At 48.1% G+C, this 14,487-nt stretch carries 12 protein-coding genes; 4 read left to right on the top strand and 8 right to left on the bottom strand.

Annotation, left to right across the window (positions count from 1 at the left end):
- Positions 1 to 205 precede the first annotated feature (205 nt).
- From J2Z28_RS24905 to J2Z28_RS24925, 5 genes are all read right to left on the bottom strand, one after another.
- Positions 206 to 1,147: a glycoside hydrolase family 113 gene (locus J2Z28_RS24905; protein ID WP_211084714.1), complete on the bottom strand. Its 942-nt coding sequence runs from the start codon at positions 1,145 to 1,147 to the stop codon at positions 206 to 208.
- A gap of 5 nt (positions 1,148 to 1,152) precedes the next feature.
- Positions 1,153 to 2,190, bottom strand: coding sequence for a glycoside hydrolase family 130 protein (locus J2Z28_RS24910; RefSeq protein ID WP_211084693.1), 1,038 nt, complete (start codon positions 2,188 to 2,190; stop codon positions 1,153 to 1,155).
- A gap of 267 nt (positions 2,191 to 2,457) precedes the next feature.
- Entirely contained in the window at positions 2,458 to 3,291 is an 834-nt protein-coding gene (locus tag J2Z28_RS24915) for a carbohydrate ABC transporter permease (RefSeq protein ID WP_211084694.1), read from the bottom strand.
- Positions 3,292 to 3,293: 2 nt separating this feature from the next.
- The gene (locus J2Z28_RS24920; RefSeq protein WP_074092704.1) at positions 3,294 to 4,181 is read right to left on the bottom strand and encodes a carbohydrate ABC transporter permease; all 888 of its coding nucleotides are present in this window, start codon (positions 4,179 to 4,181) and stop codon (positions 3,294 to 3,296) included.
- Positions 4,182 to 4,376: 195 nt separating this feature from the next.
- On the bottom strand, positions 4,377 to 5,690 hold the full coding sequence (locus J2Z28_RS24925) for an ABC transporter substrate-binding protein (protein WP_211084695.1): 1,314 nt from the start codon (positions 5,688 to 5,690) through the stop codon (positions 4,377 to 4,379).
- Positions 5,691 to 5,914: 224 nt separating this feature from the next.
- On the opposite strand from J2Z28_RS24925, the gene J2Z28_RS24930 reads away from it, so the two are divergent.
- From J2Z28_RS24930 to J2Z28_RS24940, 3 genes are all read left to right on the top strand, one after another.
- Positions 5,915 to 7,105 carry an AGE family epimerase/isomerase gene (locus J2Z28_RS24930; RefSeq protein WP_211084696.1) on the top strand — a complete coding sequence of 397 codons (1,191 nt, stop codon included), beginning with the start codon at positions 5,915 to 5,917 and terminating at the stop codon, positions 7,103 to 7,105.
- Positions 7,102 to 8,286 carry a glycoside hydrolase family 130 protein gene (locus J2Z28_RS24935; protein ID WP_211084697.1) on the top strand — a complete coding sequence of 395 codons (1,185 nt, stop codon included), beginning with the start codon at positions 7,102 to 7,104 and terminating at the stop codon, positions 8,284 to 8,286. The genes J2Z28_RS24930 and J2Z28_RS24935 overlap by 4 nt, the downstream gene beginning before the upstream one ends.
- 140 nt (positions 8,287 to 8,426) lie before the next feature.
- Positions 8,427 to 9,503 (top strand): substrate-binding domain-containing protein, encoded by a 1,077-nt coding sequence (locus J2Z28_RS24940; protein ID WP_076320107.1) that lies wholly within the window; start codon positions 8,427 to 8,429, stop codon positions 9,501 to 9,503.
- A 75-nt stretch (positions 9,504 to 9,578) separates the two neighbouring features.
- Here J2Z28_RS24940 and J2Z28_RS24945 read toward each other — a convergent pair whose 3' ends face one another.
- The 3 genes from J2Z28_RS24945 to J2Z28_RS24955 form a co-directional block, all read right to left on the bottom strand.
- Positions 9,579 to 10,256, bottom strand: a complete 678-nt coding sequence (locus J2Z28_RS24945; RefSeq protein ID WP_211084698.1) for a hypothetical protein — start codon at positions 10,254 to 10,256, stop codon at positions 9,579 to 9,581.
- Positions 10,257 to 10,444: 188 nt separating this feature from the next.
- On the bottom strand, positions 10,445 to 11,872 hold the full coding sequence (locus J2Z28_RS24950; protein ID WP_211084699.1) for a pectate lyase family protein: 1,428 nt from the start codon (positions 11,870 to 11,872) through the stop codon (positions 10,445 to 10,447).
- 290 nt (positions 11,873 to 12,162) lie between these two features.
- On the bottom strand, positions 12,163 to 12,678 hold the full coding sequence (locus J2Z28_RS24955) for a DUF2179 domain-containing protein (RefSeq protein ID WP_017691670.1): 516 nt from the start codon (positions 12,676 to 12,678) through the stop codon (positions 12,163 to 12,165).
- Between the two features lie 346 nt (positions 12,679 to 13,024).
- On the opposite strand from J2Z28_RS24955, the gene J2Z28_RS31570 reads away from it, so the two are divergent.
- Positions 13,025 to 14,239, top strand: a complete 1,215-nt coding sequence (locus tag J2Z28_RS31570; RefSeq protein WP_211084700.1) for a Leu/Phe/Val dehydrogenase — start codon at positions 13,025 to 13,027, stop codon at positions 14,237 to 14,239.
- The last annotated feature ends 248 nt before the right edge of the window (positions 14,240 to 14,487 follow it).

Here is a 14,487-nt window from a genome sequence, read left to right on the forward strand (position 1 = left end):
CGACATTGTATGTGTTGTTATTAAAATAGCCAAAAAAGCCCTTCCTATAGGAGGAAGAGCCTCTCGACCTGAATATGAATCACAGCTGCAAAAAATAAGCTCAACTATAATCTGCTATTCCTTGCTCACAACATGGAGATCACGAAAGTACATATGCAGATATATCACTGAGATTCATCATCACATACGCCTTCTTGTTTCTCGTTTAAACTTCTACAGCGATGCTCTCATAGAACCGACGAATCACCTTCTCCGCTGGCTTACCATACACCCCGTATCCGTCATCGGTCAGTGCATCCTTCTCGTCATGTAAATGTGCACTCCAGTCCCACAGACCAAATCCGCGTACCCAGTCACGCTGACTGACATGCCGGAACATGGCCTCATAGAAACGCTCCTGTTCCTCAGCACTCACTTCGCCTTCCAGTCCCCAATCGTTTGGTACCTGGGCAGATCCGCTACGGCTGGGACAGCCTGCTTCCGCGAAGAAAAAGGGTTTACCATAGGGAGCAATCGCCTGTTCAATACGATCCAGCTGTGCCTCCCAATCTCCGATGGGATAATAACCACTGGAAGAAATCACGTCCACAGCATCCCACCACTTCACATGACCTTCCTGATATTTGTCCGTGTTGTATGACACCAGTCCAGTGTACACTTCACGCACACCGACGATCACCTCGCGCCACTCTTGATCCCGACGCTCAGATTGCACCATCTCACAGCCTACAATGAACATCTCACACTTTTCCTGCTCTGCAATCACTGCATAATGCTTCTGAAATGCCGTGTAGCTGCGGAACCAATCCTTCCACTTCGGCTCACACGGCACATCGATATCAAAAAAGTTAATATGTGCACGCCATGTGCCATCGGTGCAGTTGACGGTGGGCTTCAGAATGACACGCAGCCCGAGTGTACGGGCATAACGAATCATGTCCACCAGTTCATCATCCTCCACCAGATGTGTGCCCCGATACTTGACCTCTACCGCCTGCGGATGATCCTGATGTGTCGCCAGTGCAAAAATAACATGAGAACTGCCTGTACGTTCTGCCATCAGGCGCAAGGATTCCTTTGCTTCCGGCTTGCGGAAGTCACCCTTGCCATTCATCCAGCCAAATGTAAATCCCTTAATATAATCCATATACATTACAGCTTGCCCTCTTCATGATCTCCGGCGATAACTTCATCCGTCTCGATCACATAGTTCACGATCTCTTCGATGGTCGTGTACGCCACGCCCACATACGTGTCGGCAGCACCGTAATAGATAGCGATACGTCCAGTTTCGGCATCATGCAGTGTTGCGCATGGGAAGATCACGTTATCAACGAATCCTTGTTCTTCATACCATTTTTCCGGTGTCAGCACAAAGTTGGAGGAACGATATTTCACTTTGGACGGTTCATCCAGATCCAGAATGACCGCACCCATGCTATAGACAAAACCGTTACAGGTTCCCGTGACGCCGTGGTAGAACATCAGCCAGCCTTCAGACGTTTCGATCGGGGCGGGCCCGCCGCCAATTTTGACCGATTGCCACCAGCCCTGACCTCCTTTGCTCATTACATGACGGTGCTTGCCCCAATACACGAGATCCGTGCTTTCACTCAGGAAAATGTCTCCGAATGGGGTATGTCCACTGTCGCTCGGTCTGGACAACATCACATAGTTATCGTTGATTTTACGCGGGAACAATACGCCATTACGGTTGAACGGCAGCATTGGATTTTCGAGGCGAACAAATGTTTTGAAGTCTTCTGTTTTGGCCAGACCCAGTGCTGCGCCGTAGAAGTCTGTACACCAGATGATGTAATACGTGTCTTCGACTTTGACCAAACGTGGATCGTACGCATAGTTCGGCATAAACGGATCGCCATTTTCATCTACAAATGCAATGCGCTCTTCTTCAATTGTCCACTCCAGACCATCTTCGCTTGCGCCCATGTGAAGGTGTGGACGGCCATTAACGGTTTCGGCGCGGAATACACCAATGAATTTTCCTTCATACGGTACAACCGCACTGTTGAAAATGCGGGCAACGCCTTTGACCGGGTTACGCGGAACCACCGGGTTCGCCGAATGTCTCCATACCGGGCCTTCCGTTCCCTCCGGTTTGTTCTCCCAAGGCATATTCGGCAAAGCGTCCCCAACAATGTGTACGTTTTTCGTTTCAGCAACTGACATTTTTCATTTCTCCCTTCGGTTAGGCTTTATGAAATGAATACTTAAAATTGCACTAGACCACTTTGATGACAGAACAACCTTCCGATCGCCGTTATCCCCAGATTTTTTTTGATCCCTTATGAAAGGGGAAAATCCGGTTATAGCGTATGCTTACGGAGCGAGCTTTCTTTCAGAAAGCTTTTAGCGCCCCCTCCGTTTCTCCAGCTTTTTTCTGTCCTCTTCGTTCCTGTGCATTCTCATATGCATTTCATATAGCCTTTCGTTTTTTTATTTAACTGAGCCTTGCGCGAAGCCATTGTAGATGTACTTCTGTAACAAAAGGAAGATGATCATCGTTGGAATAATGGCGATCATGATGCCGGCGCTGATGACCTCCCACTGCGATCCAAACGGTCCCTTGAATTTGAACAAGGCGGTGGATATGACCTGCAGATCGGTCTTTGGCATGTACAGGAACGGTGTGTAGAAGTCGTTATAGATGTTCACACCCTTCACGATAATGACCGTTACAATGGCCGGTTTCAGCAGTGGCAGAATGATTTTCCAGTAGATCGTGAAGTACGACGCGCCGTCCAGCATGGCGGATTCATCCAGTGCACTTGAGATGGAGCCCAGGAACTGTAGGAAGATATAAACCGCGATGATATCTGTACCCAGGTACATCACGATGGCCGCCCAGCGTGTGTTAAACAGGTCGAGCGCGTTGATGATCTGGAATGTGGCGACCTGCGTCGTAACACTAGGAATTAGGGTAGCGAGCAGAAATGCCGCGACCATGATTTTCTTGCCTTTGAATTTGAACCGATCCAGCACATACGCGATCATGGAACCCGTTAAGGTTGCACCGATAATAGAGATGACCAGGATAATAATTGTATTTTTAAAACCAACCAGCATGTTGCCATCCACAAAGGCCTTCGTATAGTTCGCAAAATTCAGCCAGTTGGCTGGTGGAGCAAGCGGGCTACTGGTAGCGTATTCCGCATTCGTTTTGAGAGATGCAAACAGGATGACCACGATGGGTAACAGCGCGATAAACGCCGCAATAACCAGGGAAGCATATTTAACCACGCTCGCAAGGGTGTATTTGAGTTGTGTCACGTTTATTCCTCCCCTTTCATGGTGACGCGCTGCACAAGCGTAACGAGAATAACGATCAAGAGCAGTACCACAGCCATGGCGGATGCCAGTCCCAGCTTGCCATATTTAAACGCCAAATGAACCGTCTGGATTACAAATGTCATACTGCCGTTGGAACCATCAGTCATGATATATGGAATATCGAACGCACTAATTGCGCCGCTAATCGCCAAGATCAGGTTGAGCTGCAGGATGCGTGTAATGCTTGGCAGGATGATGTGGCGGAATTGCTGCCAGCGATTGGCACCATCAATATCGGATGCTTCATACACATCCTTCGGAATGGAGGAGATTGCACCCAGGAAAATGATAAAGTTGAAGCCCATGTATCTCCATACCGATGCACCTGCGAGTGACACGTTGATAATATTCGGATTACCAAGCCAGAGCTGCGTGTATTGTCCCAGCCCTACTGCATGCATGAGCATATCGAGTGTACCGTCCGGTTTGAAGAAAAAGAGGAAGATAAAACCGATGGCTACCCCATTCAGCAAATAAGGGAAAAACAGTATGCCTTTGAAAAAGTTTTTGCCTCGAACTTTGAAACTCAGAATCGTGGCAAAGTAAAGCGCCAAGCCCATCTGTAAGAACGTAGCCACGAAGTAGTACAAGCTGACAATAAATACTTTGAAGTATTCGGGATCACTGAATATGCGTGTGTAGTTCTCAAAGCCAACATAATCAAACCTTTTACTGTATCCGTTCCAATCGGTGAAACTGTATTTGAACATGTTGATGACAGGTAAGTATGCAAACGTGAACAGCAACGCCAGCGGAATAATTGAGAAGGCACAGATGATAAATATGCGTTGCGCTGAGTAGCCCCAATTCGAAACCTTTAAGTACTTCATGCTCTCCACACCTCCAAGCGGTTTTCCCGCCTATATATCGAAAGACTCCCGTCCAATGGAATTCCTGCGGAATAACTGCCGGGGAAGAGCATGGGTACCATGCTTTCAAATACCACATATTCCATGCTCCATTCATATATGGATTCCTATATCCCCGCAGTCCATTCATCACCTGATCCACTTACGTTAATCCAATTATTTCGTGAGTTCTGCTCTTGCTTTGACCCACTTGTCGTTCAGATCTTTCATGATGTCGTCATACGATTCCTTGCGGTTCCCAATACCTGCTTCGATAATGCGTTTCTTGAAGTCAGGCTGCCAGAGACCGATTTCGCCTTCGTTATCAATCTTGTCGACCAGACCTTCCTGACCTTCTTTGGCAGGTGTAAGCGTGGAGAATTTCACATCTTTATATTGATCCAAAATCGGTGGCAATTCAGCATTCTTGTCTGCATCCATACCACCACCCTGTTCAACTGCGTAATTCGATTTCGCCAGGAACCAGTCAATCCAAGCTTTGGCAGCAGGTTTGTTCTCACTGTTCACGTTCATGCCGATGTTATAGTCGGCGGAGAGCGGAACCACAACCTCACTCGCATTGGTTGGGAAAGGTAAGAATCCGATATCGTCCGGGGTATCCGTCATGCCTTGGATCTGCGTGATGGCCCAAGAGCCAAGTGCCATCGTGGCAATTTTGCCTTTGGCGAGATCCGCTTTGGAGCTTTCCCAGTCGGTTGTTGTTGGATCTTTCTCGATTAGACCGTTCTTGGCAGCATCATAGAGGACTTTGTACAGTTCATAGTGCGGCTGACCAGGCACAAAGTTCTCATCTGTGTTCGGTTGGTCCACGTTAACGTAATCCACACTGCCTGCAACGGTTGGCAGATCCGATTCCCATTGGGTGAGAGCCCAGCCGGATGCATAGTTGGTGTAGAGCGGAACCGCATCTGTATTGTCTTTGACCAATTGAAGCGCAGCCTGGAATTGCTCCGGTGTTTTTGGCAATTCGGTAACGCCTGCGTCTTTGAAGACCTGTTTGTTATAAATAATTCCGGAGAACGTGATCACGGTAGGGATACCGTATACCTGACCATCCACCATGCGTTCTTCAATGGCGGTGTACTTGTCTTTCAATTCATCATACGTGCCGAGCGGCTCGAAAAAGTCCGGGATATCCGCGATCGGAACACTGGTCGGGATCATCAGTACGTCACCATAATCCTTGGTGCTCATACGGATCTTCACTTGTCCTTCGTAGTCAGCTAGTGCCTGAAAGTTAACTTTGACATCAGGATATTCCTTGTTGAACTCTGCTGCGTAGCCTTTGAACACGGTATCCACAATATCTGTCCGTTGCGTCAGAAAGGTTATTTCACCTTTGATATCTGCCGGATCTGTGCTGATCTCCTCCCCTGCCTGCGAAGATCCACCTCCGGATGAACATGCAGCAAGTAGTGAAGTGATGAGCAGCATCGTCAGCAACATCATCCAACCTTTGTTTTTTCTCAATTGTTTCGACCCCTCTCTTAAGTTAATTAAGTTATCGTTAAGGTTACAAGATGAATTCTATTATGGTAACGCTTACCTGTCAATTCATTTATTCATAACTTAACAAGAAAAATTGCGATGCATTTCGTTGACATCTGTTTTTCAGGGCACTAATATTGTTTAATAAAGTTACCGTTAACTTAATTTAATTAGATTGATGCACTATTTTGAAGGAGCGCTCACTTATGAATACAAAAACAACCGAACTTCAATCTGAGATTAAGGCGCATTGGGAGAAGCAGATTTTACCCTTCTGGTCCAACCTAAAAGATACAACCGACGGTGGATTCTACGGCTGGGTTGGCAATGATCTTCAAGTGAATCAACAGGCGCCCAAAGGCGGGATCGCCACGGCACGGCAACTTTGGACTTTTGCAGCAGCCTATCGGGTAACCGGAAACGAAAGATGGCGGGATCACGCGGAGCACGCCTATCGTTTTCTCGCTGACCATGTGATGGATACTGATTATGGCGGCATGTACTGGATGGTAGATTACACAGGGGAAGCACTGGATACGAGCAAACATGTGTATACGCAATCATTCGGCGTGTATTCACTCAGTGAGTACTATCGTGCAACCGAGGATGCTTCTGCATTGGAACTTGCGAAAACGCTTTTTGCTCTAATCGAGGACAAAGGTCTGGATGCCGAACTACCTGCGTACAAGGAACAATTTGATCGCACATGGAAGGAACAGCCCAATGAAATGCTGAGCGAAAACGGGGTGATTGCGGATTACACAATGAATACGCATATCCATGTATTAGAGGCCTACACCACGCTCTATCGCGTGTGGCCGGATCAACAAGTGAAGGCGGCGCTGGAACGCCTGCTCGGGATTCTATATGAACGTGTGTATGACCAAGACACCAAGTTTCTCGGGGTATTTTTCAACAAACAGTGGGAATCCATCATTGACCTGCGCTCGTTCGGACATGACATTGAAGCCAGCTGGCTGATTGACGAAGCACTGAAAGTTCTGGGGATGGAACAACATCTGGAGTATGCTGCGATGGTAACGGATATCGCCTATAACATCTCCAATGTGGCCGTGAATGCGGATGGTTCCCTGTTAAATGAACAAGAAGGTGATCATATCGATGAGAAGCGAATTTGGTGGGTTCAGGCCGAGGCGATGGTCGGTTTCTATAACGCGTATCAGCGTACAGGTGATCCATTGTTTCTGGAGAGAGTGGAACGCTTGTGGACCTATACAAAAGAAAACATCATTGATCAGCGCGCTGGTGGGGAATGGTACTGGTCGGTTGACGGAAACGGTATACCGGATCAGAGCGAAATTGCCGGACCGTGGAAATGCCCGTATCACAATAGCAGATTCTGTATTGAACTAATTGAGAGGATGGGATCAGAATGATACACCCCAAATACAAGGAGTTATTGGAGAAACAGGAACAGCTGCTTACTCGCCCTAATGATATCAATTCTTCCTTCTACAACGGCATATATGATCGGTACCAATATCCGGTTATCACTCGCCATCACGTACCACTGCATTGGAGATTCGATCTGAATGAGACGACAAACCCGCATTTCATGGAACGCCTGGGCATTAACGCAACACTGAATCCGGGAGCCATCTATTTCAATGGCAAATACATCATGGTCATCCGAACGGAAGGATTGGATCGTAAATCAATCTTTGCGCTCGCCGAGAGTGACAATGGAATTGACGGATTCCGTTTCACGGGTAAACCATTGGTCTGGGAAGATATTGATGCGGATGAAACCAATCAGTATGATATGCGCCTTGTTCAACATGAAGATGGCTGGATCTATGGCATCTATTGCTCGGAACGCAAAGACCCAGAGGCTCCTGCATTTGATACATCCAGCGCAGTTGCACAGGCAGGACTGGTCCGTACACGGGATCTTACAAGCTGGGAACGGTTGCCCAACATCACCACCAATTCCCCTCAACAGCGTAATGTCGTATTGCACCCGGAATTCGTGGATGGAAAATATGCCTTCTACACCCGTCCACAGGATGGATTCATCTCCACAGGCAGTGGCGGCGGAATCGCCTTTGGTCTGTGTGAGGATATCTTGAACCCTGTCATTCATGAAGAGACCATTATCGACGAACGGCAATATCATACGGTCTATGAGGTCAAAAACGGTCAAGGCCCTGCTCCGCTCAAGACGGATCATGGCTGGATTCACATTGCTCACGGAGTTCGGAACACCGCGGCAGGCCTGCGTTATGTGTTATACACCTTTGCTACGGATCTGAACGATCCGGCGCGTATTATCGCCAAGCCGGGCGGCCACTTCATTGCCCCTTATGACGACGAGCGTGTAGGCGATGTATCCAATGTTATTTTCTGCAACGGTGCTGTGGTCAATGAGAAGGAAGAAGTCTTTATCTATTACGCTTCCAGCGATACCCGCTGTCATGTGGCAACAACGACTCTCGAGAAACTGGTCGATTATACGTTCAATACACCGGCTGATCCATATCGTTCCTTGGACTGTGCCAGCCAGCGGGGTCAGCTGATTGAACAGAATGAGAAGCTTTTACAGAAACAATTAACGTAACATCGGTAGAGCGTCCTCTCAGGGAAACCTGCAATGTGCTGAAAATTAGCGAAACAACAGCCGGATTTGCTTTATTCCAAGTGGGTAACGATGTATACTGATATGGATTGTTATTATGTTGGAAGAAAGTGTTCATCATAATGACAGCACATTGTGCCTATACCGGCTTGAAGGAGGCGACCATACTGAAGAACAATATCACCATGCGGGATATCGCCGACAGGCTCGGGGTCAGCAGTGTGACCGTCTCGAAAGCATTGAATGATAAAGATGGCGTGAGTGGCGAATTAAAGGAAAAAATTAAAGTGCTTGCTGTTGAAATGGGCTATCGGTATAATGCTGCTGCCCGTTCGATGAAGGAAGGCTTAACCCATAATATTGGCGTAATTATCCCGGAGCGTTTTACCGGACCTACGCAGTCGTTCTATGTACGCGTGTTCCAGCGCATCACCAAACATCTGGAGGAACAGGGCTACTACGGCATTCTGCACATTCTGAATGTGGAGGATGAGGAAGAATTAACGTTGCCCAAGCTGTACAGTGACAACAAGGTCGATGGTTTCATCGTGCTCGGACAGATCAGCAAAGAGTATATTGAACTGGTGCGATCGATGGAAGTTCCCAAAATGTTTCTCGACTTCTACGATGAACATTCGGACATCGATTCCGTTGTTACCGATAACTTCTACGCTGCCTATGAGCTGACGAACTATCTGGTTCAGCAGGGCCACCGTAACATTGCTTATGTAGGGAACTTGTATTCCACGAGCAGCATCCAGGACCGATTCCTCGGGTACTACAAATCCTTGCTGGAACATCGCTTGCCGATGAATCCGGATCTGGTTCTGAATGATCGGGATGAACGGGGTACGTTTATTGAGATTGATCTGCCGGAACAGCTGCCAACCGCCTTTGTATGCAACTGTGATCAGGTCGCTCATCTGCTCGTTCAGAAACTGACTTCAATGGATATTCAGGTGCCTGGCCAATGCTCTGTTGTTGGTTTTGATAATGATATCTATGCGATGCTATCCGATCCCAAGCTGACAACTGTTGAAGTAGATGTGGAACAGATGGCACGCACGGCAGTTCAGTCCATGCTCAAAAAGGTCGACAACCCAAACCGCAGTTTCGGCCGTGTACATGTGAAAGGCAACATCATCTATCGTGACTCGGTGAGTACTGTGTCTGCCTCATCAGATACTATGGATATTTGAATAAAAAAATGAAATAAACGAACACAGATGACTGGCCTTTATCTTACTGGCCAGTCTTTTCTGATGCATTAGAGCTTAACGACGGCGATGATCTGTTGAATCCATCAAAAATGTAGTCGTTCTCCAAATCGAGAGGATGAGGATCAGCTCATACACATTGGTTAAAGTACCGGTTTCCACTGGCAGGGAGATTAACTGCCCTACAAACAACAAGGCAGTTCCAACAAACAGCCAAACCCATTTATGTTTGAAAAGAACGACCAGGCTAACAAATAACAGAACAATCCCCACGATGATCACCATCATCGGCGGACCTCCATGACCTTCTGCCATATATCTCAGTACTCCATACTCTTCTATAACTTTGAGATTTTTAACCTCGGACAAAGTAAAACCTACAATCTGGTAGATAACCAAACCTAAATTTATCAGCCATGCTACCACACTCGTTATACTTCTATTGGCAAACTTGGCACCTGAGCTGCGCAAGATATGGTAGCCAACAAGAATAAGGGTAGGGGTAGCAAAGGCATGTAGCCAAAATCGAAGGCTACTGAGGACCATTAACACTTCCCCATCCCCTATCAAATTACCTACAGCAATAATTCCATTGTCATATGCCAAGCTGAACGCTACGAATAGCTGAAAACTGGAATACGCGAGCCATTGCTTCCTCTGGGTTAAATCGATGGCCATCCAAACAACAAGTATCAAATAAACAAGAGTAAGTGCAGAATATATCCATACATCCAAGCTGCTTCACCATCCTTATTGGTCAATTCTAGTAATTATATTTACCGGTAAGTAAAATTACAAGGTGAATTTGTATTAATGGCTGTCTATAGAGCTAAATTATATAAAAAGAGCACTCCCGGCTATCGAAGCTGCAGGAGCACTCTTTTCCTTGTTTGAAGAATGAAAAGCAACCGGTTACTCTGATATCAATAACTTGTCTTCAACCAATTGTCCTTGGACCAGGTCAATTTACCGGAACCCGCGCCATTGGAAGCCGTGAGTCGTGCATTCAACGTGGATGGATCATCCGTTGTATAGCTGTAAGGAAGGGTCGAGAAACCGTTCCAGGAGAACGATTTCACCACGGCCGGGATTGGCGCCAACGGGCTGCCAGACGTATCACTGCTGCCACGGAATGAGCTTCCATCCAAAGAATACATAGTATCGGTCACTCTGATTTTGCCGGTATAGGTTGGGTCTGCCGGATCGGTCTGATTGTTGCGAACAGGATACAGAACGTCCTTGATAACTGATTTCTCGACCAATACGGCTCCGCTCTCTGTGGAGATTGCCCCATTGCCAATGATATCGAACTTATAACCTTTGGACGCAATCGCTGTTGCCATCGCCGTTGTAATTTTGGCTTTAGAGGCACGTGCCCCTGTCGAATCCATCACGATGTTGTATGCATGTGCGTTGCCGCCACGCAGGCGTGGCATCCGATCCTGAATATCTTTGTAGAGATTATGGTGCAGCGTCATGGACAGGTTGGCGTTAGCTGATTCCAGGCTGGTCGAACCGACCAGATGTCCTTTCTTTTGGGGTCCTGAGATGGCGATAATATCGGCTTTGCTGAGACCTACAGCACTGCTGCGAAGGTAGTTGTATATGGGATAGGAAGCCTTATTTGCTTCCAATTCGTTAATCTGCTGGGTAACCCAGCTGTTCGAGCTGCCGTCATCCCCTTTGAAGAGGGACCAGGAGATGGTCACGCCGCTGGTTCCTTTTTTCGAATCGACAAGTCCGTCATAGGCTTTATTAAATGTGCAGTGATCAATCCATACGTTGCTGTTCTCCTCCAGGGTGATGTAATCCCAATCGTTCTTGTCGTAATCACCTTTGGTGGATTCATCCCATTCCCATAACTCATCAAATTCCAGGTTGCGGATGATGACATTTGAGCTTCGTTTCACGCTGATCGCAGCGTGTTTGATTTTGGAGCCATTGGCGGAGAAAATCGTGAGTCCATTGAAACCGTCAATCGTGAGCTTGCTGACACCGGTCTGTTTTAATACGGGATGCGTCAACGCATCATTATGCTTGGCAAAAGGAGAAGTCTGCGCTGTACTCGGAATTTCATTCCATCCCAGATTCAGATCGTTCATGATCTCAACGACTTTGACGCCGGAGTTCTTTTTCAGAGCCAGTGCCAGATCGGTGGCATTATACACTTTCTTATACGTGGCTGTGTTTGATTCGCTAATGATGCCGCCGCCCGCGTTCCCTTGGGAGAAGCCTGTAAGATTGTAGTCTGCGTTACCCGCTGCCTGCACACTTGCCGGGCCGGACAATAAAGTTAACCCCAACGTTAGAGCCAAGGCTGTGCTGCATAAGCTTCGTAATTTAGATTTCATCGATTCCATTCCTCCCAATATATGATGATGACATTCGTCCATCGCTGCCATGCCGTGTTACGAAGGACATGTTATCAATGTAAATGTTGAAAGCGATTACAACAATAATCCCTATCTCACATGTAGACGGGAATGGCTGGTACAGCAAGGAATTGTACTGTAAGCAACCTTGAATCGTACAGAGTTAACTTGGGGAGTAAGGTTTCAGGGATATATCGTGGCAACATGAAGGCGTCGGATAAAATGAAACCAAAAAAGCAGGACTGCATCTGCTGCAGACCTGCTCAATTCTACTTTTTAATGGAACGTGTCCAGAAGCCGCCATGGAACTGTTTGGGTTCCACGGTAATGACAAATGCTTTGGGGTCCAGATCGAGAATCGTCTGGTAGAGCAATTTCTGGTTTTTACGTTTTGCCAGAATCTCCATCACAAGCCGATCCCCGTCACGTCCACTACCCACCCATGCAGTAACACCGAACCCTTTATCGCGGAGGGCATTCGCGACATTGCTACCCATCTGGTTACAGATGACTTTAACGGTAACGTAACCGAGTGCAATCTTTTCTTCAATCCAGGCTCCGAGCAACACACCGAGTCCGTAACCCACCGCGTAGACGATTAAAGCAGAAGGCTGGGTCAGATACTTGAGTACCAGATTCAGACCGAGCACATAGATCACAATCTCACCCATGCTAATCAGTGCGGCGATGTATTTCTGGCCTTTGAGTGTCAGAATCATCCGGAGTGTATAAGCGGATACGTACACAATCTGGATCAAAAAGATAAATACCAATATTTTAAACAATCACAATCCCTCTTTCCTGGCCCTCACAACGGAATTGGCCCTTTGCTGCATATACTCGACGATTTCGTTTCATCTATGCTTCCTGTATGTTCGCTCTATCTCCATCATTGGACGTTATGCCCTCATTCTAAACGGTTGAATGTAAATCCGTAGGCATTTTCTGCTCTCTGGCATGCCGGAACTGCAATTATAGAACCGTTTGTAACGATTATCAACCCGGCAGAGGTCCCAGGGTCGAAAACGGTGGTCTTTGAATATGCTGTATCATCATAAAGCCAAGCACGCTGGCACAGGATATCAGGTCAAAACCAGGATGGATGGGTCAAAACAAAAAGGGGGTGCCGTCATGCAACTATGGCAGGAGATGGAGCGGGAAGGCATGGAGGAACTCATTTTTTGCCATGATGCAGATAGTGGATTGAGGGCGGTCATTGCCATTCATAACACGGTCCTTGGACCTGCGCTCGGCGGATGCCGCTACTGGACGTATGCGTCCGAGGAAGAAGCTGTTCGGGATGCTGTAAAGCTTGCCAAAGGCATGACGTACAAAAATGCAATCTCCGGACTGCCGTATGGTGGCGGGAAAGTGGTCATATGGAATGTGCCTTTTGTGAAGAATACAAAACCGGATGAGGATGGTTGCGGATCTCATAGTGGTGAGCAGGTCGCTGGAGATCTAGGGGTAGATCAGCAAAAAGGCGCTGCCGCTGAACAGAAAGTCGCCGCTGATGAGATGACACATCCACAAGATAAAAGTCTGGATACAGACGTATCCAAGCGGGCGCAGAGCTTTCGCGCACTGGGTCGTTGTCTGGAGCGGCTGAACGGACGGTACGTGACCGGTCTTGATCTGGGTACCACGGCGACAGACATGGACCAGATCCGATTGGAGACCGCACACGTGACGGACACCACGGGTTCGCTTGGGGCGCAGGATGATTTCACTGCCGAGATGACCGCCTACGGCGTACACATCGGCATTGTGACCTCGCTGCGCCAGCAAGGCATTGCATCTTTGCAGGGCATTCCCGTTGCCGTCCAGGGACTGGGCAAGGTCGGGCATGCCCTGTGCCGTTACCTGCATGCAGCCGGGGCACGGCTCATTGTGGCAGACGTTGTACCGGAGCGTGTACAACGTGCCCTTGTGCAGTTCAGCGGCACCATCTCGGCCGATCCGGCCCATATCCACGCCGCTGACTGCAAGGTCTTCGCCCCCTGTGCCCTAGGGGGCGTACTGACCCCGGCAACGGTGGAGGAGCTGCGCTGCTCCATCGTTGCCGGGGCGGCCAACAACCAGCTGAGTGAACGACAGCTGGTTGCAGGCCGCATGCAGGAGCGCGGCATCCTGTACGCGCCTGATTATGTGCTCAACGCAGGCGGAATCATCTCCACCGCCTACGAGCTGGAAGGCGCCGGGCCTGACCTAATCCGCCAAAAAGTGGCGGGGATTGCAGGCACGCTGAGCAAGGTATACGCAGAGGCTACGCAATCTGCGATCTCCACAGCCGATGCAGCCGATCGGCTGGCAGAATCCATCCTCCGCTCAGGCCATACAAAATAGGGCATCCAACCCTGCTACCTATGTATATTCACACCGCCCACACATTCTTCGTCACTCTAATGTTCAAAGCTATAGCATATCTGGAACTCATTATAGCTTCACTGGATTTCGACATTTCGACGTACTGAAAGAGAGCCTCCACTGCTTTACTTCATTCTAGCTATGATGAACGTAACCGCAAAAATAGCCCTCCATATTGCTGCACATCGTAGGTTAAAATGGAAAGTAAGAACCACCATTTCAGAGCT

This window comes from Paenibacillus xylanexedens, from assembly GCF_017874615.1.
GTDB lineage: Bacteria > Bacillota > Bacilli > Paenibacillales > Paenibacillaceae > Paenibacillus > Paenibacillus xylanexedens.